Source organism: Pseudocnuella soli (assembly GCF_004347775.1).
Taxonomy (GTDB): Bacteria; Bacteroidota; Bacteroidia; order Chitinophagales; family Chitinophagaceae; genus Flavisolibacter; species Flavisolibacter aquaticus.
This window is the reverse complement of sequence record NZ_CP037755.1, coordinates 1566849-1592386: the sequence shown is the minus strand read 5'-3', so window position 1 is coordinate 1592386 and position 25538 is coordinate 1566849. Positions and strand designations below refer to the sequence as shown.

General features: G+C 49.7%; 21 protein-coding genes. 9 read left to right on the top strand and 12 right to left on the bottom strand.

The window, feature by feature from the left end; genetic code table 11:
• Nucleotides 1-186 precede the first annotated feature (186 nt).
• Nucleotides 187-564, bottom strand: coding sequence for a 30S ribosome-binding factor RbfA (rbfA, locus tag EPD17_RS06750; RefSeq protein WP_132052853.1), 378 nt, complete (start codon nucleotides 562-564; stop codon nucleotides 187-189).
• Between the two features lie 172 nt (nucleotides 565-736).
• On the opposite strand from rbfA, the gene EPD17_RS06745 reads away from it, so the two are divergent.
• Entirely contained in the window at nucleotides 737-2629 is a 1893-nt protein-coding gene (locus EPD17_RS06745; protein WP_132052851.1) for an ABC transporter ATP-binding protein, read from the top strand.
• A 593-nt stretch (nucleotides 2630-3222) separates the two neighbouring features.
• Complete coding sequence (locus EPD17_RS20405) at nucleotides 3223-3357, top strand: PLDc N-terminal domain-containing protein (RefSeq protein WP_204743338.1); 135 nt, start codon at nucleotides 3223-3225, stop codon at nucleotides 3355-3357.
• A 603-nt stretch (nucleotides 3358-3960) separates the two neighbouring features.
• On the opposite strand, the gene EPD17_RS06735 is transcribed toward EPD17_RS20405, so the two are convergent.
• The 3 genes from EPD17_RS06735 to EPD17_RS06725 form a co-directional block, all read right to left on the bottom strand.
• Nucleotides 3961-5073 carry an acyl-CoA dehydrogenase family protein gene (locus EPD17_RS06735; RefSeq protein ID WP_317126718.1) on the bottom strand — a complete coding sequence of 371 codons (1113 nt, stop codon included), beginning with the start codon at nucleotides 5071-5073 and terminating at the stop codon, nucleotides 3961-3963.
• A gap of 185 nt (nucleotides 5074-5258) precedes the next feature.
• Entirely contained in the window at nucleotides 5259-6062 is an 804-nt protein-coding gene (locus EPD17_RS06730; protein ID WP_132052847.1) for an MBL fold metallo-hydrolase, read from the bottom strand.
• A 248-nt stretch (nucleotides 6063-6310) separates the two neighbouring features.
• Nucleotides 6311-6577, bottom strand: a complete 267-nt coding sequence (locus EPD17_RS06725) for a hypothetical protein (RefSeq protein WP_132052845.1) — start codon at nucleotides 6575-6577, stop codon at nucleotides 6311-6313.
• Between the two features lie 138 nt (nucleotides 6578-6715).
• Between EPD17_RS06725 and EPD17_RS06720 the strand changes: the two genes are divergently transcribed.
• Nucleotides 6716-7003 carry a hypothetical protein gene (locus EPD17_RS06720; RefSeq protein ID WP_132052843.1) on the top strand — a complete coding sequence of 96 codons (288 nt, stop codon included), beginning with the start codon at nucleotides 6716-6718 and terminating at the stop codon, nucleotides 7001-7003.
• Between the two features lie 382 nt (nucleotides 7004-7385).
• Here EPD17_RS06720 and porX read toward each other — a convergent pair whose 3' ends face one another.
• A complete protein-coding gene (gene porX, locus EPD17_RS06715) occupies nucleotides 7386-8939 on the bottom strand; it encodes a T9SS response regulator signal transducer PorX (RefSeq protein ID WP_132052841.1) in 1554 nt (517 codons plus the stop codon).
• A 162-nt stretch (nucleotides 8940-9101) separates the two neighbouring features.
• Here porX and EPD17_RS06710 point away from each other — a divergent pair, with 162 nt between their 5' ends.
• Nucleotides 9102-10316 (top strand): HD domain-containing protein, encoded by a 1215-nt coding sequence (locus tag EPD17_RS06710; protein ID WP_132052839.1) that lies wholly within the window; start codon nucleotides 9102-9104, stop codon nucleotides 10314-10316.
• A 113-nt stretch (nucleotides 10317-10429) separates the two neighbouring features.
• Nucleotides 10430-11485: a UDP-3-O-(3-hydroxymyristoyl)glucosamine N-acyltransferase gene (lpxD, locus tag EPD17_RS06705; RefSeq protein ID WP_114235816.1), complete on the top strand. Its 1056-nt coding sequence runs from the start codon at nucleotides 10430-10432 to the stop codon at nucleotides 11483-11485.
• Between the two features lie 94 nt (nucleotides 11486-11579).
• Here lpxD and EPD17_RS06700 read toward each other — a convergent pair whose 3' ends face one another.
• Nucleotides 11580-12275, bottom strand: a complete 696-nt coding sequence (locus EPD17_RS06700; RefSeq protein ID WP_204743337.1) for a DUF2243 domain-containing protein — start codon at nucleotides 12273-12275, stop codon at nucleotides 11580-11582.
• Nucleotides 12276-12459: 184 nt separating this feature from the next.
• Here EPD17_RS06700 and gyrB point away from each other — a divergent pair, with 184 nt between their 5' ends.
• Nucleotides 12460-14457 carry a DNA topoisomerase (ATP-hydrolyzing) subunit B gene (gene gyrB, locus EPD17_RS06695; protein WP_277749275.1) on the top strand — a complete coding sequence of 666 codons (1998 nt, stop codon included), beginning with the start codon at nucleotides 12460-12462 and terminating at the stop codon, nucleotides 14455-14457.
• Nucleotides 14458-14544: 87 nt separating this feature from the next.
• On the opposite strand, the gene EPD17_RS06690 is transcribed toward gyrB, so the two are convergent.
• Nucleotides 14545-14910 (bottom strand): DUF4870 domain-containing protein, encoded by a 366-nt coding sequence (locus EPD17_RS06690; protein ID WP_114235813.1) that lies wholly within the window; start codon nucleotides 14908-14910, stop codon nucleotides 14545-14547.
• 149 nt (nucleotides 14911-15059) lie between these two features.
• On the opposite strand from EPD17_RS06690, the gene mgrA reads away from it, so the two are divergent.
• The gene (mgrA, locus tag EPD17_RS06685) at nucleotides 15060-16055 is read left to right on the top strand and encodes an L-glyceraldehyde 3-phosphate reductase (RefSeq protein WP_132052837.1); all 996 of its coding nucleotides are present in this window, start codon (nucleotides 15060-15062) and stop codon (nucleotides 16053-16055) included.
• 126 nt (nucleotides 16056-16181) lie between these two features.
• Complete coding sequence (gene galK / locus EPD17_RS06680) at nucleotides 16182-17351, top strand: galactokinase (protein ID WP_132052835.1); 1170 nt, start codon at nucleotides 16182-16184, stop codon at nucleotides 17349-17351.
• Nucleotides 17352-17609: 258 nt separating this feature from the next.
• On the opposite strand, the gene EPD17_RS06675 is transcribed toward galK, so the two are convergent.
• Nucleotides 17610-18662, bottom strand: coding sequence for an aldose epimerase family protein (locus EPD17_RS06675; RefSeq protein ID WP_132052833.1), 1053 nt, complete (start codon nucleotides 18660-18662; stop codon nucleotides 17610-17612).
• 200 nt (nucleotides 18663-18862) lie between these two features.
• Between EPD17_RS06675 and EPD17_RS06670 the strand changes: the two genes are divergently transcribed.
• The gene (locus EPD17_RS06670; protein ID WP_132052831.1) at nucleotides 18863-19681 is read left to right on the top strand and encodes an NHL repeat-containing protein; all 819 of its coding nucleotides are present in this window, start codon (nucleotides 18863-18865) and stop codon (nucleotides 19679-19681) included.
• 413 nt (nucleotides 19682-20094) lie between these two features.
• On the opposite strand, the gene EPD17_RS06665 is transcribed toward EPD17_RS06670, so the two are convergent.
• The 4 genes from EPD17_RS06665 to EPD17_RS06650 form a co-directional block, all read right to left on the bottom strand.
• Nucleotides 20095-21444, bottom strand: a complete 1350-nt coding sequence (locus EPD17_RS06665) for a glucoamylase family protein (protein WP_132052829.1) — start codon at nucleotides 21442-21444, stop codon at nucleotides 20095-20097.
• A 603-nt stretch (nucleotides 21445-22047) separates the two neighbouring features.
• Nucleotides 22048-22530, bottom strand: a complete 483-nt coding sequence (locus EPD17_RS06660; protein WP_132052827.1) for a TlpA family protein disulfide reductase — start codon at nucleotides 22528-22530, stop codon at nucleotides 22048-22050.
• On the bottom strand, nucleotides 22527-23849 hold the full coding sequence (locus tag EPD17_RS06655; RefSeq protein ID WP_132052825.1) for a vanadium-dependent haloperoxidase: 1323 nt from the start codon (nucleotides 23847-23849) through the stop codon (nucleotides 22527-22529). Before EPD17_RS06655 ends, EPD17_RS06660 begins: the two co-directional genes overlap by 4 nt.
• A 138-nt stretch (nucleotides 23850-23987) precedes the next feature.
• Nucleotides 23988-25526: an FG-GAP repeat domain-containing protein gene (locus EPD17_RS06650; RefSeq protein ID WP_165929547.1), complete on the bottom strand. Its 1539-nt coding sequence runs from the start codon at nucleotides 25524-25526 to the stop codon at nucleotides 23988-23990.
• Between the last annotated feature and the right edge of the window lie 12 nt (nucleotides 25527-25538).

Here is a 25538-nt window from a genome sequence, read left to right as displayed (position 1 = left end):
AGACGAACAAGGAACAGATGAAGTCTTTTAAGAATATCGAACAAGGAACAAGGTATGTTGAATGTTGAATTGGAACAGCCAATGGTTTGGGAATTATAAATGATGAATTATGAGCTATGAATTTGAAACGACCCCAATAATTCATCATTCCCCTTCTTCATTCATCTGTTCCTTGTTCCTTGTTCGTTATTCTTTCTCTCCTTCCGGTTGTTCGTCGGTTTTAATTTGTTTGAACACTTCTTCCATCCGGAACACATGATCGAGGGTATCGTCGAGGAAAAATTTTAGTTCGGGTATGCGCCGCAGCTGTTGCTTTACCTGGGCGGCCAGTTCTTTTTTTACTTCCCACTTGCGTTCCTCTATTTTTTTCAGCAGCGCCTTGGGGTCGGCCGCATTGAAAATGCTCAGGTAAGCCCGTGCCTCCAGCAGGTCGGGGGTTATTTTAACCGACGAAATGGAAACCATTGCGCCGTCGATGATATTGATGCCCAGCCGCTGGAAAATGCCGCTCAACTCTTCCTGCAACAGGCTTCCCACCTGCTTTTGCCTTTTACCTTCCTGCATAGTTTAACCATTTTGTTGGGTGTAAAAATAGCTACTTTTGCGCCGTTCCCACCCGCAACAGCGGGAGTTCACTGGTTCACAAGTTTTTAAAAGTTCACGAGTTGGCTGTTATTTCGCAACCATCACTCCCATTTGTGCCCTGGCGAACCCCTGAATTGGCGAACCGTTTACCATGAAGCAATACGCCCGGATCTTAAAATACCTCGGCCATTATAAAGGACAGATCTTTTTGTATTTTCTGTTTACCGTGCTGTCCATCCTTTTTTCCATTGTGTCGCTGGGCATGCTGATGCCGTTTCTGGAACTTATTTTTTACGGCGAAAAAGGCGGCTCCACCACAGCGCTGGTGGAAAACAGCGACAACGCCGTGGTGGATGCCATCCGCAACTTTTTGCTCCAGGCCATGCAATCGGCGGGCGGCGGACTGGAAGGTAAAATGGCCACCCTCGGCTGGATTTGCCTGCTCATCATCGGGTCCATTTTTTTCAAAAACCTGTTCCTTTACTTGTCGCTGTATATTTTAAACCCGCTGAAAAACCGGGTGGTAAACAGCCTGCGTGCCGACCTGTATAATAAAATACTGCAACTGCCCATTGCCTATTTTACCGAAAAGAAAAAAGGCGACCTCATCAGCCGCATCACCAACGATATTGGCGAAGTGGAAGCCTCTGTGGTGGGCACTTTGGAGGGCTGGATCCGCGATCCGCTTACCATCATCATCAACTTTGCGGTGCTGTTTTACATCAGCCCGCGGCTTACGGTTTTCCTTCTGCTCGTTATTCCTTTTGTGGGCCTGATACTGGGCCGCGTGTCGCGGTCGCTGCGCACCAACTCCACCGAGGCGGCCGAAAAATATGCCGAGTCGGTATCGGTGCTCGATGAAACACTTTCGGGCTTGCGGGTGATCAAAGCGTTTAATGTAGAAAACCTGCTGCGCGGCCGGTTTTTCCGCATCAACAACGAGCTGCTGGCGGCCAAAAACCGCATCATCACCCGCCGCGATATGGCATCTCCCACTTCCGAATTTTTGGGCGTGGTGGTTTTTTGCGGCATCCTGTATTTCGGCGGCCGCCTGGTGCTGAGCAGCGGCATTGACCTCGAAGCTTCTTCTTTTATCGGTTACCTGGTGCTGGTGTATAATATTATTAACCCGGCCAAAACGCTGTCCACCTCCTTCAGCAACATGCAAAAAGGCAGTGCTGCCATTGCCCGAATTGAAGAAGTGCTGAATGCGCCCAACATCATCGACGATAATGCCGGCGGCAAAATGTTGCCGCAATTCAACCGGTCTATCGAGCTGCGCAATGTTTCGTTTTCGTACGAAGGCGTGCCCATTTTGCAAAACATCAACCTCACTATTGAAAAAGGAAAAACTGTTGCACTGGTGGGCGCATCCGGTGCCGGTAAAAGCACCCTGGCCGACCTGGTGCCCCGCTTTCACGATGTAACCGAAGGTGAGCTGCTGATTGATGGCACCAACATCAGGGAATATTCGTTGCAGTCGGTTCGCGACCAGATTTCGATTGTTACGCAGGAGCCCATTTTATTCAACGATACCATTGCGGCCAACCTGCTTATTGGCAAGCAAACCGCCAGCCGCTACGAACTGGAGGCCGCCGCCAAAGTGGCCAATGCGCATAATTTTATCATTAAAAAAGAGCTGGGCTACGAAACAAATGTGGGCGACCGCGGCACTAAGCTGAGCGGCGGCGAACGCCAGCGCCTCACCATTGCGCGGGCCCTGGTAAAAAACCCGCCGATCCTTATCCTCGACGAGGCCACTTCATCGCTGGACACCGAAAGCGAACGGCTGGTGCAGGATGCCATCAACAACATGATGCAAAACCGCACGTCCATTATTATTGCGCACCGCCTCAGCACCATTCGCCACGCCGATGAAATAGTGGTGCTGCAACGCGGCCGCATTGTGGAACGCGGCACCCATGATGAGCTCCTGAAAAAAGGCGGGTATTATTATAAGCTGGTGCACATGCAAACGGCCAACATGGCCGGCGGCGATGGCGCCCTGCCCTACCGCGTGGAAGATGAAGCGGCGTTTTTGTAAAGCTTCTTGATGGTTTGTAAACAGCGGGACTTACTTAAGTGAACTTCTAGATACACAGCTACCTTTCACAGGGTAGCTTTTTTTATGTACCCAGCTTTCATTATAGTATTCAGCACCTGTTGCGTCGCACACTGCATCGTTCGGTAATTCTGTTGGGCAAATTTTACCATTGAACAAATACCAAAGCCAACACTTTCATTACTTTTTCATTTCGTTGCCCGCTCTGGCCTTTGTCATCCTGAGCGCAGCGAAGGATCTGAGTGGGCACCAGAATGACTCTCAGGCATCATGAAGTTTGCCTTTTATTTCATCGTCCCTCCTTTGCAACACCCAGATGCTTCGCTGCGCTCAGCATGACAAGCAAAAAACATTGTCGCATTAAGCGGCTAAATCATCATTAATCAACCATATTAATTTTATTGTGTCTATCTTTCTTCGGCTATACGCTGGCAAAGAACGATTGATGAAAAATTGATCGTGGTAAATCCCATTCACAGCGGCAACAAAATAACACCAAACCAAAACACATCGCTTCGTTAGCACCTATTGAATTCGTCTTCGTTCTCGTTATTCTTTTATTACCCTTAGTCGCATTGGTAGATATTATCAGGAGCCGATTTCAGGACAGCATCAACAAGGTTGTTTGGGTGTTGATTGTAATTCTGGTGCCGGCGTTGGGAACGTTGTTGTACTTTGTTTTGGGCACCAGACAAAAGGCGAAAGCGTAATGGGAAATAGGTTTTAGCATTAGTGTTCAGAAGTTTTCTATTGTTTTAGGTGCTCGTTCTGCCTACCTTTTTCAACCCGTTAAATAGAAGCATGTGCTAAGCAGCAGCCTTTCCCTGTCATGCTGAGCGTAGCGAAGCATCTCAGTGTTATAGCTTAGGGATTTAATGCAGAAAAGGTAACCTCCCCAGTATTTATTTGTTAGTCTTGGCGCCGGCTCAGATTCTTCGCTGCGCTCAGGATGACAAGCAAAATCATCGTCGGTAGACAAAGAGCAGTATATCAGCGGTGGAGTAGGTCGCTGGGTGTCATTAGTGTTTGTCATGCCGAACTTGTTTCGGCATCCCCTTCATCTTGCGGAATTTACAAAAGCACAAGGAGATGCCGAAACAAGTTCGGCATGACAGCTTATAATGGGCAGCGGTTTATTACAGGTGCAACGGGTAGTACAATAGCAATACAGAACGTACAAGTGTGCGACGCAACAGGCGCCCAATAGTATTACCACAGCAGGCTACATAAAAAGCTTCCATCGCTTGGAGCGATGGAAGCTTTACAAGTTTGCTCAGGCTTATATTAAAGTGCAAAAGAGATCAAGCAAAACACTACTTCAGGATTTCCCTTGAAATAACCACTTTCTGAATTTCGCTGGTGCCTTCGCCGATGGTACAGAGCTTGGCGTCGCGGTAAAATTTTTCTACCGGAAAATCTTTGGTGTAGCCATAACCGCCAAAGATCTGCACCGCATCATTCGCCACCCGCACCGACACTTCAGAAGCGTAATATTTGGCCATGGCGGATTCTTTGGTCATGGACTCGCCGCGCATTTTCAGGTCGCAGGCCTGCAGCGTAAGCAAATCGGCTGCTTCTATTTCCGTAGCCATATCGGCCAGCTTAAAAGAAATGCCCTGGAACGAAGCAATGGGCTTATCGAACTGGTGGCGCTCCTGTGCATATTTGAGCGCCGCTTGGTAAGCGCCTTTGGCAATGCCCAGCGCTAGTGATGCAATGGAAATGCGGCCACCATCCAGCACTTTAAGCGATTGCTTAAAACCATCACCTACTTCGCCGAGGCGGGCAGCATCGGGCACCACGCAGTTTTCAAACACCATTTCAGCGGTTTCGGAAGCCCGCATGCCCAACTTGTTTTCCTTTTTACCACCACTAAAACCGGGGTTGCTGCGGTCCACAATAAACGCAGTGGCGTTGTTCTTGGCGCGGGGCTCGCCGGTGCGGCAAATCACTACGGCCACATCGCCGCTTTTGCCATGCGTGATCCAGTTTTTGGTGCCATTGATGACCCAGTTGTTGCCGTCGCGGGTGGCGGTGCACTTCATGTTGCCCGCATCCGATCCCGTGTTGGCTTCGGTAAGTCCCCAGGCGCCAATCCATTCGGCAGTGGCCAGTTTAGGTAAATACTGCTGCTTTTGCGCTTCGTTGCCAAACAACAAAATATGGCCTACGCACAGCGAGTTGTGTGCCGCCACGCTCAGGCCGATGGAACCATCCACTTTTGCAATTTCTTCAATCACCGCTTTGTACTCGTAGTAGGAAAGACCGGCACCGCCATACTGTTCGGGCACCAGCACGCCCATCATACCCAGGCGACCAAGTTCTTTAAAAATTTGCGTAGGAAATTCCTGGCTTTCGTCCCACTCCATTACGTGGGGCTTGATGTGTTGCTGTGCAAATTCACGGGCAGCAAGTGCTACCTGCATACTGACTTCTGATGTTTCAAAATTCATATTGTGCAATCGTTAAAAGGGTAACCGCGGATTAAGGGATTAAAAAAGCATTGAGCCGTTCAGGCAATGCGTTTGGTTCTTATTCCGTGGGACATAATAAGCAGGATAAAAATAAGGATGTTTGGGCTTGTGCCGCCCTGCGCCTCTTTTCAGCCAAGTTACATATGGGTTCTGCCCACTTGTGCATCAAAGCGCAGCACCAGCCCGTCGTATGCAAGTTCCATACCCTGCGGCAGGTCGGCATTTACGGCGGCGTGCAACCCCAACTGGTGCGAGATATGGGTAAAATAGGCATGCGCCACTTCCAGTTCCCGTACTACCGTCATGGCTTCTTGTAGTGTAAAATGTGAAATATGTGGCTCGTTGCGCAGTGCATTGAGCACCATGGTATGGCTGCCCCTGATTTTTTCCCGCTCCGCCGCATCAATGCGGTTGGCATCGGTAATGTAGGTAAACGACCCAAACCGAAACCCATACACGGGCATGCGCAGGTGCCACACCGTGATGGGCTGCACTGGTATATCGCCAATAAAAAAGGGCGCATCGGTAATGCTGTTCAATTCAATTTGCGGCACACCGGGATAACGTTTATCGGCAAACGCATAGGCAAATTCCCGCATCAATCCATCGATGGTCATTTGGCTGGCATACACAGGCATGGTGCGCTGCTGCAGGTAGTTGTAGGCCCGCACGTCATCAAGGCCCGCAATATGATCTTTGTGGGGGTGGGTAAATAAAACAGCATCAAGGTTTTTAACACCGGCCCGCAACATTTGGTAGCGAAAATCGGGGGTGGTATCAACGACAAACGTAGTGGTGGGCGATTGCACCAAGATGGAAGAACGCAGGCGGTTGTCTTTTTTATCGGCCGACGTGCATACTTCGCAGGTACAGCCGATCATGGGTACACCGCTGCTGGTTCCGGTCCCTAAAAATGTAATGGTAAGGGGTGGGCAATTCACTGCGGCAAGTTAAGACAATGACGGAAAGGGAGAATTTGAAAATGGGGGAATTTGAAGATTTGAAAATGTGAGTGACGTGAATTATTGATTACTGACGATTAATTATTGGGGTCGCTTATTGTTCAAGAAAACGCGTTGCACCGGATCGCTAGGGACAAATGAAGTGGGCAACTTTATTTATTTTAAATAAAACAAGAAGCTTTTATTCCTGTTCCATTTTCAAATCTTCAAATTGCCCCATTTTCAAATTATTCCTTCACCCTGGTCATGATATCATCGAAGGTTTTGCGGCTTTCAGGGCTGAGGGCCTCGGCATCAAAACCCAGTTGCGGAATCAGGTCGATGAGGGTATTGATGCGGCCTTCAAGTGTGAGGAACTTGTTGAGCACAATTACTTTTTTCTGCTCCAAAATGCAATAGCCGCTATTGAAGGTGCCCCGTTCGTAGCGCACAATATAGCCCGACTCGGACACGACCTTTTCTATTTTATTGAGTGTGTTTTGTGTGTATTTCATAACCACTGCCGCCGATTGCAACAATTTCGATCAGCCCCGCTGACCTATAATGCTGCCGTTCCGGAATGTTGCAAAGTTAATCCCTTTTTAACCGCTTGCTTACCTCGCCGTTTTCATCGGCTGGTTGTATATTGAAGCATGGAGCCTACCGAAAAGCGCAAAACTACATATCCCCTGTTTTTTCCATCGATGGTCATTCTTGTGCTGTCGCTCATGCTATTCTTCCTTTTAGATAAAGGCATTTCGTGGGTACCATTTATTGGATTGATGATATTGTCCCTGCGTATTTGGTGGGTGTATAAGCAACATCGGAAGGGTAATTCTGAACCGCTGATCAGAATTATTCGGGCATCCAAAATTTTGCTCGTCACGTTGCCGCTGCTGGCGCTACTCACTTACGCATTGAAAAGATTACATGTTATTTAAAAACTGCACAAGGCATTACACAAATAAGCAATATAATTTTTCTTGGTAAATTAGATGATGGCAACCAACAACCCTTCGTCACAAATGCCCACAGTTTCAAAACTGTTTATCGGGGCCGGATTAGCGCTCATTTTCCTGAGCATCATTTTTCGGGAATTTTTATTTCTGCTGCCCAAGATTGGCATCGCTCTACTTTGGGCCGGATTGATCCTGCAGTATTACCATTTCTGGAAAACCGGGCAAAAGGAAAAACTACGGGAACTTGGGTTTCGGTTTTTGGTATTATTCGCGATTGTCGGCGTATTGTATACACTTTCCGTTTTGTTGAAATGGTAAAACAAATATTCCATCTTTTTAAAAGATGGAATATTAAAGGTCATTGCTACTTACTCACCATCTGCACAACAGGCACAATCATTTCCTCCAAACTAATGCCGCCGTGCTGAAATGTATTGCGGTAATAATTTACGTAGTGGTTATAATTATTGGGGTAACATAAATACGTGTCTTCACCGGCAAAAATGTACGACGAATTAATGGCCGGTGAAGGCAGCCCCGCATCTTTCGGATCGCGGAAAGCCAGTACATCACGGCTGTCGTAATTGAGGTTGCGGCCATGTTTGTACCGCAGGTTGGTGGTAGTTTGTTTGTCGCCAATAACCTTGGCCGGCGTTTTTACCCGCACCGATCCATGGTCGGTGGCCAGTACAATCTTGATGTTTTTATCAGCAATCTTTTTCAGGGCCTGGTGCAGCGGCGAATGCTCAAACCAAGATGCAGTAAGGCTTCGATAGCTTACTTCATCGCCGGCCAGTTCTTTCAACACTTCCATTTCGGTGCGGGCATGGCTGAGCATGTCTACAAAATTGTACACGATCACGTTCAGGTCGTTGTGCAGCAGATTGTGCATATTGGCCACCAGGTCGAGGCCGGCCTGGTTGTGCAGCACTTTGGTGTACGATACCTTCATGCTGCCTTCGCCAATGCTGCGCAGGTACGAACGTAAAAACTCTTCTTCGTGCAGGTTTTTGCCACCTTCTTCGTCATCGTTTTTCCATTGCTGGTGGTATTTTTTTTCTATTTCAACCGGCAGCATGCCCGAAAAAATGGCGTTGCGGGCATAATGTGTAGCCGTGGGCAAAATGGCATAAAAAGTATCTTCTTCCACCAGCCGGAAGCTTTCGGAAAAAATGGGCTGTATGGTGCGCCACTGGTCAAAGCGCAGGTTGTCGATCAGCACAAAAAAAGTAGGCGTGCCTTTTTCAATTTGCGGCAGCACTTTTTCGCGCAGCAGGGTGTGCGACATTACCGGCTTGCTGCCTTTGCCCTTGATCCAGTCTTCGTAATTGCGGGAAATAAATTTGAAAAACTCCGTGTTGGCCTCGGCTTTCTGGGTTTGGAAAACTTCCACCATTTCCGGCGAATCGGACCGCTGCAGGCTTAGCTCCCAATACACCAGTTGTTTGTAAATGCCCATCCACTCGTTGTGGTCGGGGTTGGAGTTGAGTGCCATAAACAGGTTGCGAAACTGCTGCTGGTAGGCGGTGGTGGTTTTTTCGGCCACCAGGCGGCGGTTGTCGATGATCTTTTTCAGCGACAGCCATACCTGGTTGGGGTTTACGGGTTTAATGAGGTAATCCGATATCTGGCTGCCAATGGCATCATCCATCAGGTTCTCGGTTTCGTTTTTGGTAATGAGCACCACCGGGATGCTGCTGTTTACCTCTTTTATTTTGGCCAGTGTTTCCAGCCCCGTAATGCCCGGCATGCTTTCGTCGATGAGCACCACGTCCACAAAATTTTCCTTGATATAGTCAATGGCATCAAAACCATTGGTAAGTGTGTGCACCACATACCCTTTGTTTTCGAGGAACATTTTCTGCGACCGCAGGCTTTCTATTTCATCATCTACCCAAAGTATGTTGGCTAACGACATGGAGTTGTTTTATGATGGTTGAAGGTCAGGGATAAAGGCAAAAGTAAAAAGTCAAAATTCAAAACCGGCGTGGAGCAAGCTGTCACTTCTTGTTTTTGACTTTTGCCTTTTGACTTCCTCTATGGCCCGTACTTTTGTTTGTTCACTACTTCAAAAATCCGAATGGCGCAGGTACGCAAGATCATCAACGACCCCGTGTATGGCTTTATCACCATCGATCACCCGCTGATCATGGAAATTATTTCGCATCCATACTATCAACGATTGCGCCGCATTCACCAAATGGCATTTGCATCGCTGGTGTACCCCGGCGCCGTGCACACCCGCCTGCACCATTCGCTGGGTGCGTACCACCTCATGGGACTGGCAATTACCGAGCTGCGCAACAAAGGCGTGGACATCACACCTGACGAAGAACTGGGCGCCAAAATAGCCATCCTGCTGCATGACATCGGCCACGGGCCTTTTTCGCATGCCCTGGAGCGCCGCCTTATTCGAGGCGTGCACCACGAGGAAATTTCGATCCTCATTTTGCAATTGCTCAACGAAAACCTCGACGGCAGGCTTTCGCTGGCCATCCAGATCTTTAAAGACGAATACCCGAAAAAATTCCTGCACCAACTCGTGTCGGGCCAGTTGGATGTGGACCGCATGGATTACCTCAGCCGCGACTCGTTTTACACCGGCGTATCGGAAGGCGTGATTGGCTACGACCGCATCCTGAAAATGCTGGTGGTACACGACGGCGAGCTGATGGTGGAGGAAAAAGCCATTTACTCGGTAGAAAAATTTTTGGTGGCGCGCCGGCTGATGTACTGGCAGGTGTACCTCCACAAAACCGTGGTGGCTGCGGAAAAAATGCTGGTACGCACCATCGAACGGGCACAGGAGCTGGTAGCGGCGGGCATCGACCTGCCCACGGCCTCGCCGGTGCTCAACTTTTTTTTAAAAGAACACAAACCCGATGGCGATTTTTTAAAACACCTGGAGCGTTTTTGCCAGCTCGATGATACCGATATTTTGTGCACCCTCAAATCGTGGTGCGGCTTCTTCGATCCGGTGCTCAGCCGCCTCAGCCGCGGCCTTATCGACCGGCGCCTGCTCAAGATCGAGTTTCGCAACACGCCATTTATGGAGGCCGAAGTGGCCCAAAAGCGGGCATCGGTAATGGAGCGGCTGCGCCTCAACGAGCATGAGGCGGCTTACCTGGCTTTTGCCGGCGAAGCGGTAAACACCACCTACAACCCTGCGAACGAGCATATTCGCATCCTTTTTAAAAGCGGCCGGGTGGCCGACATTTCGGAGGTGGACAATGCCCTCATTCTGCAACACATGGCGGCCCCTGTCAAAAAATACTACCTTTGCCACCTTCGGTAAAATTCCGCCAGCCGGTTTTTTCCGACCAGTTATATAAAAAACGCTTATTTGGCGTTTAAACTAACGAGCTTTGGTCATGTGTTTTTGATTATTGAATTAGCACCAAACAAAATATGCAGTTTACAGCCGCCCAGATTTCTTTTATCATTCAAGGAACAGTTGAAGGGAATGCAGATGCCGTGGTAGATTCCTTTGGAAAAATAGAGGAGGCGCAATACAACCAACTTACTTTTCTGGCCAACCCCAAATACGAAGATTATCTCTATTCCACCCAAGCTTCGATTGTTATTTTAAACGAAGCCTACGAATTAAAGGAGCCGGTGAAGCCCACGCTGATCCGCGTACCGGATGCTTATTCGGCCTTTGCCCTGCTGCTGAGCAAGTACCAAGAAATGGCGACCCAGCAAATGAAAGGCATCCAGCAACCTTCTTTTATTCCGCAATCGGTGCAGGTAGGCGAAGGCGTATTTATTGGCGCTTTTGCGTATTTCGGTGAAAATGTCAAGATCGGCAACAACACCAAAATTTACCCCAATGCATTCATTGGCGATAATGTGCAGATCGGCGACAACTGCGTGATCCACCCCGGTGTACGCATTTATTATGGCTGCATCCTGCGCGATAATGTAACCATCCACGCCGGCACCGTGATTGGTTCGGACGGATTTGGTTTTGCGCCGCAGTCGGACGGCTCGTTTAAAAAAGTGCCTCAGATTGGCAACGTGGTGATTGAAGATGGCGTTGAAATTGGCGCCAACACCACCATCGACCGGGCAACAATTGGCTCTACCGTGATCAAGGCCGGCGCCAAGCTCGACAACCTGATCCAGATAGCCCACAACGTAGAAGTGGGCAACAATACCGCCATTGCGGCACAAGCCGGCGTTTCGGGTTCCACCAAAATTGGTGACAATGTAATGATCGGCGGACAGGCAGGACTGGTGGGTCATATCCAGATTGCCGACGGCAGCCGCATCAATGCCCAAAGCGGTGTGAGCAAATCACTGAAAATTCCGGGAGCCACCGTAACCGGTTCTCCTGCATACGATTATACCAGCGCCCTGCGCAGCCAGGCCGTGTTTCGCAACCTGCCCGAGTTGGAAAAACGCATCTCCGAGCTGGAAGACCTGGTGCGCCAACTGATGGCTGAGCGGGTAAATAGCCTCTGAAGTTTGTAAAATTTTTGAACCACGAAGACACGAAGCAACAAAGAAGCACAAAGAATTTGCTTAGTGCACCTTCGTTCCTTCGTGTCTTTGTGGTTCAAATCCGTTTTTGCATCAGCGCCCAGCCCACGCCCAATAGGATAATGGAGAAACCCAGGAACCCAAAGTTCCAGGCTTCGGGGCTGCTGCTCACCTCCCGCACATTGTGCAGTTTCAGCACCTGGTGGTCTAAAATGCCCTCCACGATATTGAACACACCCCAGCCACACAGCAACCCGCCGGCCAGCAGGTAACCCGACCGGTCCGCATCTTGCCGCTTACTTACCCGCCACAGCATCACCATCCCGGTAAGCACCACCAGCAGGCAAAAGGCGTGAAAAATGCCGTCCCAAAACATATTTACCGACTTATTCACCAGCGTATCGGGCGGAATTTTAGCCGACAACATTTCGTGCCATTGCAAAATCTGGTGCAGCAAAATGCCATCGACAAAGCCGCCCAGCCCGATGCCCAGAACCAATGAAGCGGTAGCCAGCGGCACCCCATTTGCCAAAACCTGCCCGCTAGTCAGCCCCTGCCGCCGGGCATGGCCTTTTTTAAAATAAACCGCAAGCCCGGCCACAATCAGCGCCAGCACAAAAAAGGGCGACAGCATCAGGGCCAGGTTGGGGTAAAATGCACTGTCGAAAATGGCTTGCTGCACCTGCCGGTTGCAGGTAATGCAGGCTTTGGTGCCAGTGGTAGCCAGCAATGCCGGCAGGCAGATCAATGGTTTTAGCATCAGCTTTTTCATACCGGCTTATTTGCCCCCAATTCAGCAAAGAGCAGGCCGGGGCAAACCCTTACCCGTGGCCCGTTTTTGGGGATAAAATAAAGCCCCTTTTTAACGTCTGACACATGGTCAGGCGGCGCTTTTTTGGTACATTTGCCCACTTAATCGCTGCCTTTACCGCGGCAGTAAAATGGAAAAAGAAATCATGAGCGAAATCATCGAAACAATGCCCATTCCGGAGCTGCCTGCCACCACTGCGCCATCCTACGGTGCCGATAGCATTCAGGTTTTGGAAGGACTGGAAGCAGTGCGTAAGCGCCCTGCCATGTATATTGGCGATATTGGCGTAAAAGGCCTGCACCACCTGGTGTACGAAGTGGTAGACAACTCCATTGACGAAGCACTGGCCGGATGGTGTAAAAACATTACTGTTACCATACACGAAGACAACTCCATTTCCGTGGAAGATGACGGCCGGGGCATCCCCACTGCCATGCACACCAAGGAAAAACGCTCTGCGCTGGAGGTGGTAATGACGGTGCTGCACGCCGGTGGCAAATTCGATAAAGGCTCTTACAAGGTTTCGGGTGGTTTGCACGGTGTGGGTGTGAGTTGCGTAAACGCATTGTCTACCAAGCTGCATGTAACCGTTCGCCGCGAAGGCAAAATATTTGAGCAGGAATACGGCATTGGCGCTCCCAAATACCCGGTTCGCGAAATCGGCGTATCGGAAACCACCGGCACCAAGGTGCATTTTTGGCCCGACCTGACCATTTTTACCGAAAGGGTGTACAACCGCGATATCCTGGAAGGCCGTATGCGGGAACTGGCTTACCTCAACCGCGGCATTTCCATTACGCTGAACGATGTGCGGGAACGCGATGAAGAAAGCGGGCTCACTTATACCAAAACCTTCTTTAGCGAAGGCGGTATTTCTGAGTTTGTGGAAATGCTGGACAAAAACGCAGGCCGCAGCCCGCTCATTCCGAACGTGGTGTTTGTAGAAGGCCGCGACGAAAAGACCAACGTGGCCGTAGAAGTGGCCACCATTTACAACGACAGCTACACCGAGCATATTTACTCGTATGTAAACAATATCAACACCATTGAAGGGGGCACCCACGTTGCGGGTTTCCGCAGGGCGCTTACCCGGGTGTTCAAATCGTATGGCGATAAAAACGGCTTGTTTGAAAAAGCCAAGGTAACGATCGAAGGCGACGATTTCCGCGAAGGCCTCAGCGCCATTATTTCTGTAAAAGTGCCTGAGCCGCAGTTTGAAGGCCAAACCAAAACAAAGCTGGGAAACAGCGAAGTTTCGGGTGTGGTGGACAGCACTGTATCCCGTGCATTGGAAGCATTTTTGGAAGAAAACCCCCGCGAGGCCAAGAACATCATTCAAAAAGTGATTCTGGCGGCACAGGCCCGTGCGGCTGCCAAAAAGGCCCGCGAAATGGTGCAGCGCAAATCGGTACTGAGCGGTGGCGGTTTGCCCGGCAAACTGGCCGACTGCTCCGAAAGGGACCCTGAGCGTTGCGAGCTGTACCTGGTGGAAGGTGACTCGGCGGGTGGTACGGCCAAACAGGGCCGCGACCGCAGCTACCAGGCTATTTTGCCGCTGCGTGGTAAAATCCTGAACGTGGAAAAGGCCATGGAGCACAAGATCTACGAGAACGAGGAGATCCGCAACATGTACACCGCGCTGGGCGTAACGGTGGGCACCCCCGAAGATCCTAAGGCGTTGAACATTACCAAGCTGCGCTACCACAAGCTGATCATCATGACCGATGCCGACGTGGATGGTTCGCACATCGCCACACTGATCCTTACGTTTATTTACCGCTACATGAAAGAAATGGTGGAGCAGGGCTACGTGTACATTGCACAGCCGCCGCTTTACCTGGTAAAACGCGGTAAAGAACAGGTATATGCTTACAACGAAGAACAACGCAAGGCACTGGTGGAAAAGCTGGGCGCCGGCAAAGAAGACTCGGTAACCATTCAGCGATACAAAGGTTTGGGTGAAATGAACTCCGACCAGTTGTGGGACACTACCATGAACCCCGACACCCGCACCCTGAAGCAGGTAACCATTGAAAGCGCCGCCGAAGCCGACCGTATCTTCAGCATGCTGATGGGCGATGAAGTGGCCCCGCGCCGCGAGTTCATTGAAAGCCATGCCAAGTATGCACGGATCGATGCGTAAGATTTAGCAACTTATATTATTTCATAAAAAAAGCTGTCTCATTCAAGACAGCTTTTTTTATGAAATAATACCGACTAATAATACTGTTTAACGAATCAACCTTATACAAAACGGGTAACGATACATCTTGTTTTCGGCAGCTTTAACCGTTGCCACAATCACCAGCACCAAGTGCACCACGCCAATCACCATCAGCATCAAAATCCCAATCAGTACAATCATTAAGATAAACGACACGATATAAGCAATGGCCAGCGTGATCTGAAAGTTGAGCGACTCCTTTGCATGTTCCCGCACAAAAGGCGATTCATCTTTTTTGATCAGGTAAATAATGAGCGGCGCTACAAATGAAAAGAACAGCGTGAGTACATGCGACAACACGGCCAGCAGCCGGTCGCTTTCCGTTACCTGACCCAAAGGTTGTTCCGAACTACCCAGATAAGATGATTCCATGCGTTGCGTTTTGGGTAAAAGGTAACTATTTGTGCCGCCTTTTGCAAATGATCCATTTTAAGTGTGGGTAAATAATAAACGCCCATCGCAGCTAAATCAGCCTCCTTCCCGCACCCATCCCCTATTTTTATACACCCAAAAAAGAGCTCATGGCTTATACAGCAAATGATCAGCGTTATGCGCAAATGGAATACCGCCGCTGTGGCAACAGCGGGTTGAAACTGCCACCCATTTCCCTGGGCCTGTGGCACAACTTCGGCGAGCTGGACAACCTAGCCAACTGCCGCAATATGATCCACACAGCATTCGACAACGGCATCACGCATTTTGACCTTGCCAATAACTACGGCCCGCCACCTGGTGCTGCAGAAGAAACATTTGGCCGCATTTTGGCCAAAGACCTGCGCTCCTACCGCGATGAATTGATCATTTCGTCCAAAGCAGGCTGGGGCATGTGGCCCGGCCCTTACGGCGACCTGGGTTCCAAAAAATACCTGATGGCGTCGCTGGACCAAAGCCTGAAGCGCATGGGCCTGGAGTATGTTGATATTTTTTACCACCACCGCCCCGACCCCGAAACGCCGCTGTACGAATCCATGTCGGCGCTGGACTTAATGGTGCGGCAGGGAAAAGCCCTCTACGTGGGCATCAGCAGCTACCCACCCAAAGAAGCAGCGGAAGCCATTAAAATATTGCGGTCGCTGGGTACGCCATGTTTAATACACCAACCCAAATATTCGATGCTCGACCGCTGGGTGGAAGATGGCCTGCTGGATGTGCTGGAAGCGGAAGGTGTTGGCTGTATTACATTTTCGTCGCTGGCGCAGGGCCTGCTTACCAATAAATACCTAAATGGCATTCCAGAAGGTTCCCGTGCAGCCCGGCACCTGGGCAATGGCGCCATTGAGCCCGATGCATTGACCGAAACCAACCTGCAAAAAGTGCGGCAACTGAACGACCTGGCCACGGGCCGCGGACAAACGCTGGCGCAAATGGCATTGGCTTGGGTGCTGAAAGATCCGCGCATTACATCGGTCATTGTCGGTGCATCCAAATCAGCGCAAATAACCGATGCATTGCAATGCCTCAATAACCGTCAGTTTAGCACAGCAGAACTGGAACAAATAAAGAACATATTGAAGTGATTGATGATTTCGGATTTACGATTGACGATTTAAAGAACGACTTTGATTTTTTCAAACAAATCGTAAATCCAAAATCGTAAATCGTAAATCCCTTAACCGGGTACGTTTTTTATAGCATACAAAACCATGGCACAACAAAACAATTTCAACCCATCGGTGGTGGCCACCGCCTTTCGCGAAGCTTATGGCACAGAACCTCTGCTGGTGCGGTCGCCGGGCCGCGTAAATATTATTGGCGAGCACACCGATTACAATGATGGCTTTGTCCTGCCTGCAGCCATCGACAAAGCTATTTATGTAGCCATTGGTAAACGCGATGACGATACCATCAAACTGTTTTCCCGTGAGTTTGGTCAAAGCCATACCACCACCCTTACCGATGTGCACCCCACACGGGGCTGGGCCAATTATATATTGGGTGTGGTAGACCAGATCCAAAAGCGTGGACATAAACTTGGTGGATTCAACCTGGTGTTTGATGGCGATGTGCCCATTGGTGCAGGTCTTTCTTCATCGGCTGCCGTGGAGTGCGCCACTGCATTTGCACTCAATCAATTGTTTGGCCTCGGCATCAGCCGCAAAGAAATTACCGACATTGCCCAAAAAGCAGAACATACCTACGCTGGTGTTCGGGTAGGCATCATGGATATGTTTGCTTCGGTGTTTGGTAAAAAAGGCCATGTTATTAAACTCGATTGCCGCTCATTGGAGTACGAGTATGTGCCCCTGAATATGGAAGGCGTAAAAGTAGTGCTGCTCAATACCAATGTAAAACATTCGCTGGCATCATCGGAGTACAACACCCGCCGGCAGGAATGCGAACAAGGTGTGGCGTGGATCAAAGAACACCACCCCGAAGTGGCCAGCCTGCGCGATGCAACACTGGAAATGCTGGATAAATATGTAGCCCCAAAAGATGCAGTGGTGGACAAACGCTGCCGCTACGTTGTGGAAGAAATCCAACGTCTGTTGCAAGGTTGCGAAGACCTGAAAAACGGCCACCTCGATGACCTGGGTAAAAAAATGTTTGCTACCCACGATGGCCTGAGCAAACAATACGAAGTAAGCTGCAAAGAGTTGGATTTCCTGGTTGATTTTGTACGCAACAACGATGCTGTGCTGGGTGCCCGAATGATGGGCGGCGGATTTGGCGGCTGCACCATCAACCTGGTGCGGGAAGAAGCCATCGACGACTTGGTAGCCCAAGCAAGCAAAGCTTACAAAGACGCTATGGGACTGGATTTAACGGCATACATCGCACAGGTGGAAGACGGCACTTCGGTGATTATTTTATAAATGCATTTTCACGCAAAGGCGCTAAGTTTTGATACAAAGGCGCAATGGATGTTTTGATTTTATTTTGACCAATAATTTTAATAAAACAAAAGGCGCAAAGAATAATTTCTTTTGCGCCTTTTGTTTGTGAGGTCCAAAACAAGTTTTTTGCGAACACAAAAAAACCTGTCAAAGAAACATTCACTTATTAAAAAATTAGAACCCACACAATCATTTCTTTGTGCCTTTGCCTCAAAACTTAGCGCCTCTGCGTGAAAACTAACTGAACCTATAAACCGTTTCCGACCTAAAAGTATCACCCGGATCTAGTCTTGTAGTAGGGAACTCCGGCCTGTTTGGTGAATCAGGAAAATGCTGCGTTTCCAAACAAAACCCACAGTTTTTTACATCCATCGCACCACTGCGCAACCGCACATTACCTTTCAAAAAATTAGCCGTGTACAATTGCATGCCGGGTTCAGTTGTGTACACTTCCATGGTGATGCCGCTTTCATTGCCCACAGTCCTTGTAGCAAGACTCAGTTCATTACCGGCAGATTTATTCAGTACAAAATTGTGATCATAACCCGAGCCAAAACGGATTTGCTCATTATCTGCATCAATGCGGCTGCCAATAGTTTGCGGTGTACGAAAATCAAAAGGCGTTCCCTCCACCGGCATCAATCGTCCGGTAGGAATCGATGTTGCATCAGCTTCAGTAATAGCAGCTGCATTGATCTCCAACTGGTGTTGCAGCACGGTGCCATTGCCCTGCCCGTTTAAATTAAAATATGCATGATTGGTAAGGTTGATCACTGTAGGTTTATCAGTGGTTGCGGAGTAGGTTATTCGTAATTCATCCCGATCCGTTAGCTGGTATGTGGCCGATACCTGCACATTGCCCGGAAATCCTTCTTCACCATCAGGCGATGTGTATGTAAAAACAACAGTCGCATCATCCGGCTGCGCTGCATCCCACACCTGCTCCTGGAAATTATTGAACCCGCCATGTAAATGATGCGGTGGCAGGTTTTGCGGCACGTTGTATTCAACACCGTCCAACGAAAATTTACCAAATGCAATACGGTTGGCATAGCGGCCAACGGTTGATCCCAAAAAAGAAGACCGCGCCATTTGATACGCATCCACGCTATCCAACCCCAGCACCACATCACGCAGTTGTCCGTTTTTATCCGGCACCAACAGGCTCACCAGCCGGGCACCGTAATTTGTAAAAGCGGCCTGCAACTTGCCATTGGTCAGGTAAAAAAGCCCTGTTTCCTTGCCTCCTATCTGCTGCACAAATGCTTCCTGCTGTGGTAGTCCATTCATGGTTAACAACTTTGATGAAACCGGAAATTAGCGCAAAAAGAATAAACGGTTTTGTACAACAAATGGCGCAACATACCTCCGCCTCATCCCTGTTTTGATACAGCAGCAAACAACACATTGCTGATTGCATTAAACCGACAACACGTTTTACCTGCGGCGGGCATTATCTTTAGCAAACAAAACACCCAAAACATCACACCATGAAACAACTAATGCTATTGCTTGCGCTGGGCCTGTACACCGCTGCCGGTGCGCAACGCAGCCTGGAAAAACTTTGGGAAAGCGACACCACGCTGGCTGTGCCCGAGTCGGTACTGCCCGACCCGCAAAAGAACATATTGTATGTGTCGCTCATCGACGGCGAGCCCTGGGGTGCCGATGGCAAAGGTGCCATTGCGCAGCTGGATAAATCGGGAAAAATATTGAATGCTGCATGGGTAACCGGGCTGCATGCGCCTAAAGGCATGGGCCTGCACGGCGGCAAACTGTACGTGGCCGATATGGGCGAAGTGGTGGTGATCGACGTGCAAAAAGGAGCCATCGAAAAGCGCATACCCATCACCGATGCTACGGGTCTTAACGACATCACCATTGGCAACGGCGGCACCGTATATGTTTCCGATTCGCGCAACGGAAAAGTGCACCGCATCAGCAATGGCAACGCTACGCTGTACATGGATGGACTGAAGGGCGTGAATGGTGTGCTGGCCGTGGGCAACGAGCTGTATGTGTGTACCTCCAACGATGTACTGAAAACCACCGATGGCAAACAAACAACGGTTGTGGGCACCATGCCCATGGGCGGCGATGGCATTGAACCCATTGGCAATGGCGACCTGATCACATCTACCTGGAGCGGTGTGGTGTATTACATCACAAAAGATGGCCAGGTAAGCACCCTGCTCGATACGCGGGAACAAAAAAAGAACACTGCCGATATTGGCTATGATGCACAAAAACGCATTGTATATGTGCCTACGTTTTTTGCAAAATCAGTTGTGGCGTATCAATTGAAATAAAAAGCATCATCTACCTACAATTTGCAAACAGCCACTCTTTTCGGAGTGGCTGTTTTATTTTCTTTAAACCAGCTTTTGTAACGCTGTTCCACGCCTGTTGCGTCGCACACTGCATCGTTCGGTAACGCTATTGAGCCATCATTAACTCTCATTGATGTATCCAACCATCATTTATTTCTTTCATGCTGCAGCACCGCACCCATCATACCTGATCGCTGCGCATCAAACGCTTTGCTAATCCATCTTCCGCTCCGCCTGTCATGCTGAGCACAGCGAAGCATCTGAGCATTGCATAAGGCAAATGTTGAAAAAATAATAAACCTGCTTACTTTGTAAGAGCATTTTCAATTTAAAAATCAGATGCTTCGCTGCGCTCAGCATGACAAACAGCAAAGCGAAATACCAGCACCCAGCTACTTGAACTTCGGGCTTTCAAAGCCTAGCTTCTTCAATCCATGCTGCACTTCGGGGCAGCTCATGAACAGGTTCCACAACAGCCCGGTGCGGTAGTTTTCAATCATCACAATAATCGGCCCCTGGTCAATAGCCAGGTGCGATTTTGCATACCATCCTTCCGTTTCATTAAACGCATCCACAAAGCCATATTCGCTCCAGATCTTATCGCCCAACGTATCGTAGAAATAGCGCAGCGCTTGCATCGAGTATTCCGGCGTGTAGGGGAACGAAGAAAGTGCTGCAGTGGGCGTAATTACGCCTAAGTCTTCCGATGGCGAATGCGCTCCATATCCGCGGTGATTATCCGATGCAGTCAATCCCCAGCTTTGCGGGCCAAAACCTTTCCAGCCCTTTGGATTTTCCACGCAATAAGCCCTGTTGACAAGTGTATGATTCTTGTTTTGTTCCCAGTAATCGGCATAGCGGTCTTTTAGTCCGCGGGGATCGAGGCCAACAAAAGAATAGTGGGCAAAAAACAGCGGCCCGCCAAAATCAAAACCTAACGGCAAACGATAACCGTAAAACTCTTTCCCATTTTTAAAGAAATTGCTTTGCGCCCAGCCGCGGTGGTACACTTTTGCATCCACCGGATAGCGTTCGGCACCGGCCGCCAGCACATACGTAATTAGCGCTTCGTTGTAGCCGCGCAGCGGAAAGTTCATGGCCCAACCATTGTTGGGGCTCCAGTGCCAGTACAGCACTTCCTCGCCGCCGCGGGTGTACCAGTCCCACTCCATTTCGCTCCATATCCAGTTGATCTTATTGCGGATGTCGGACTCCACTTCGTTGTTCTGGTTAAAATATTGCCGCACACAAAGCAGCCCCTGCATCAGGAAGGAAGTTTCCACCAGGTCGCCGCCATCGTCCTTGCGGCTAAAGCGGATTACTTTGCCTGTGCCTCCATCCAGCCAGTGTGGGTATACGCCGTGAAATGCGTCGGCTTTCCATAAAAAATTCACCAGCTTGCGCAGGTGGCGGGCAGCCGTATCGCGGCTGATCCAACCCCGCTCCGCGGCAACAATCACAGCCATCACGCCAAAGCCGGTGCCGCCGGTGGTCACCACTTCATCACCATAGCCAAAAGTGGCGTTGCTTCGTTCGCGGGCCATGCCCGATACCGGGTGTGCAAAATCCCAGAAATAGCGAAATGTTTGCTTTTGCACCAACTCGAGCAGCGCCGAATCAGAAAGATTTTTGGGCCTGGCAGCCGCATTGAACGCTTGTGGCGCAGGCTTGCGGGTCTTTTGTGCATTTGTTGAAACAATCGAGCCTGCAGCCAGCAATAAAAAAAAGATTATTCGCAGCATCGTCAAACGTTTTTATACATTACAAACTTCGCATGATACTGCTTATCTGCTGCAACTATTTTACCAATTGCGCTAGTTCAAACACAACATGACCGTCAGTCTGATAACCAATACCATATACCGCCGTTCTCACCTTTGAATTTCAATTGATCTGGTCCTAGAAATTCAATGATTGCTGTGTCTATTCTATGAGGAAAAAACGTGAACAGCGTGTCGTTGTTGAGGATGTATTTAAATGAAGTGTACTTCTGTCGAAACCGTCGCTGTTTCGGATAGTAAATCGAATCTTCGTCAAATGATTTCAGCAATTCCGGACTTGTTCTGCTGGTCCATGTGCCCCCAAGTTTCTTCTTCATCCGCAGCGGCCTATAACCGAGTATCATAGGCATCTTTGGCTGCAATATTGAAAGCGTTTGATTTTGGCTTGTTGTATCAACAGCTACATCTTCAAATTGAGCAGATTTAGGTTTGCAACTAAAAAGCGTAGTGCAACAGATTAAAAATAAGACCATCCATGTCATTGCGGAATAATAGTTTAAACCTGAAGTTGGTCTTTTCCATGCTAAGAAACGTGCTGCACGATTCAAAGCTTGGCACAAAAAACTACAATGCCTTCACCGCTGGCAGCAAATCCTTTACCATCGGCTCTTTATCAAAGGTGCGCACCAGTTTACCCGCTGCATTGAATAAGGCTACAAACGGCGTCCGCTGCATGTTGTAATGATAGCGCAGGAAAAATGTATTGCCTTCGGTGCCTGTGATGATGTTGGGATATGAAGCCGTTTTATAGGTTTGTTCAAAGCTGCGCAACTCGTTGGCCGGCTTAAAAGTGGCCAGCACCAAAGTGGCTTTTTTAAAGGCAGGCATTTCTTTAAATACGCCTTTGAGCAGGTCAGTGCAGTGGTGGCAATCGGGGGCAAAATAAATGAGCACCACCGGCTTTTTGGCAGGCAACTCTTTAGCTGTTATTAGCTGCCCGTTGGTGCGCCACAACTTAAACATCGGGATATCGTTGCCTCCTTTTTGCGCTGCGCCCACACCGCACAATACAAACATCGCCATCACTAAAAAGGTCAGCCGCATCATTCTTTTGTTTTGATTTTACCTAAAATAAAGCTCCCGATTTTGGCACCCTGCATGTTGCCGGCTTCCACACCGCTGCGGTAATGAATGCCACCATAAATCCGACTGATAGAAGCTTCCTGCGCTGCCTGGTGAAATGAATTGAACCTGCGTTTCATGCCAATATACTCGAGGTCGGAGGTGTCTTCAAAAGCAAAGTTGTCGCCAAAGCGTTTGGTCAACACCGTAGCCGCAGCAGCCGAAATGCCGCTGTGCCCGCTGGTATATTCCGGGAACGCAGGCGTTTGCAACATGGGCTGCCATTTGGCATCAATCAGGTCGTTGATCACCGTAATGGGCCTAATGACCTGGGTGCGGTATTTTTCTTCCCAGCAGGCAATAAACGCATCATAAATAGCTACCGAAGTAAGCATGTATGTTTCCGCTGTTTCTACTGGATTTAACCCTTTCTGGCCGCTGGCAATACCCGCAATGCCAATCCAGTGGCCCACCGGCGTAATCTTTTTGGTGGCGTACATCACGTGGCCGGCGTGCTCCATCACAAAAGGGTTGTCATCCCAATAGCGGGCAATTTCTTTTTGTTCGGCAGTCAGGTTCTGGGCGGTTTGGTACACCTCAATGGCGTATTTGAAAAACTGGCTGGCGGTATCGGTGCTGTAGGCCGGTGGCGGCGGGCAGCGGAACTGCGTGGCCGAATCCAGCGCCAAGGGCAACACGCGGAACCAATGCGGCTCGGCAGCATCCATATAATCGGGGGCTGTGGGCCGCCAGTTGCCCATTTGGCCGGTGCCGATGAATTTCGACATGCCGCGGGTTTCTTTGTAATAATCTTTGGTGGTGCGCTCCAACACTTTTTGCCCAACGGCTTCGCCAAAATCCAGCGACCGCAGGTATGTTTCCTCATCCAGCAGGCCTGCAAATTGTGCATACAATCCATCCTGGTATTGGATGAGTGAATCTTTGGCAAAGGTTATTTTTTCGGCCACAGTAAAAAATGCCTTGGTTGCGGCCAGCAGGTAATTGTATTCCTTACCTTCTATCGGCTGCGGCATTTGTGTAATGGCATTGAGCTGGCCTGCCACAGAGCGGTAGCCGGGCTGGCTGTGGCGCATGGCCTCATACGCTGCAATGGAAGTATAAGAATAAATGCGGCTGGCAACGGGCGGCGAAAAAGCGTCGTGGATTATCACCTCGGTGAGGGCTTTCATGTTGCGGTGCAGCAAGCCTGCATCGGTCAGCAGGCCAGGATCGGAGTTTTGGTGTTGGCGGCAGCCTGCGGCAAAAACTACCAGCACCAGTACGGGTAACCACATTTTCTTCATAGCAAACAATCCGGGTTGTGCAGCAGCATTCATCTTCGTTGCTGCAGGTTCGTTAAGGCAGATAGAGTTCAATTTACATAAAATAGTAAAACAGGCCGCTGCCGCTTGCTGCAAGTTTAGCCCGCACCGGCTTTTGTTCTACCGCTTTCCACCCGCATTGCGCAGCACCAAAAAGAGCGGCCCCCGCTCCCACTGCACCGATGCCCCCGAAGCAGCGCCGGGCTTGGCCATATTGCCGATCACCAGGTCGGTCCAGCCATCGCCGTCGAGGTCGCCGGCATCGAGGGTAATCCAACGGCCCAAAGCTGCCTGCGCCAACGTAGTGGCGCCAAAGTTCCAGCCGCCCCTATTTTGCAGGTAAACAAAACCCTGCGCCGGCTGCAGGCGGTAATCGGCGAAAAAAGAAATGGCAGCAATGTCCATATCGCCGTCCCGGTCAAAGTCGGCGGTGCGGGCTTTAAAAGCGCCATTGAGGTGGTAAAAAAACTGTTGCCGGAACTTGCCGCCCTCTTGCAGGAAAACATACACGCCGTGGTAGGGTTTTAAAATAGGCGAATAGTCGGCATTGTCGCCGCAGGTGTACACAATGTCCCGGTCGCCATCACCGTCCATATCCACTAATTGAAATGATGTAGAACCCCATACCGCCGGAAAACGAAGCACTACTTCCTCCTTAAAACGGCCACCACCTAAATTGATAAACCTGCGTATGCTTTCATCGCCCTGCGCAAACAACACCCAAAGGTCGGGCAGGCCGTCGTTGTTGTCGTCAGTTACATATATCTGTGCCGCACCAGGCAGTGGTTTGATCAGGTGCTTTTGAAAACCGCCACCTTCCAATGCCTCAAACCAGCTTAGGTGACCGGTAAAAAAACCAAAAGAGCCTGCTACAAAATCGGCACGCCCGTCACCGTTGATATCGGTACGCTGCAGCGCAACAGGTCGCTGCAAAGAATCGAAAAGCGTTTGTGCATTGGCGGTAGTACTAAAACCAATTTGCTGTACACTGCCAAATGGCGCATCACTGGGATTGATGTTGCCCATATTGCTTGCAAAAAGCTCGGCACCTGACTGCACTACATCAGAAACAGCGCCTTTAATTGTTACCGAGTCTTTTAATTGCAATCCTGCATCAAAGCGCATCAATTGTTCGGCGCTCATATCATACACCAGCACCTGGCGGTTCACTGTATCGAATGCAGTAAACGAAGCCAATGGAAAAGCGCTATGATAACGCGGCTGCAACACTTGGAACTGCGTCAAGGTTTGCGGCACCTCTTTGGCGGGTACGGCAAGGCTATCGGGAGCCGTGACGGTGTAGTAATCAATAATATGCTGCCACGCTACAAATGAAAGCACCGGCGTGTCGGGGTAAAAGCCACGCGGCAGGTGCGGGTTGTTGGCCGATGCAGGATAGCGTTCAAAACCATAGGCAAAAATGCCAAGGCGCGGTCCCATATGCGGCAGTACGCCCTTTTCCCAACTGGCGGCATCCAGTTGTGCGGGCTCCGGCAGCAAATGGCACGACTGGCAGTATTGTGCAGCCAGGGCCTTTCCTTTCCGGATGCTTTCGTCCGGCACATCGGCATGCGATGCATTGCGCTGCCACTCATCGCCGCAGGCAAATAAGGCAACAATGATTGTACAAACAAAAACAACAAGAAAGGATTTGCGCATAATGATCAACGT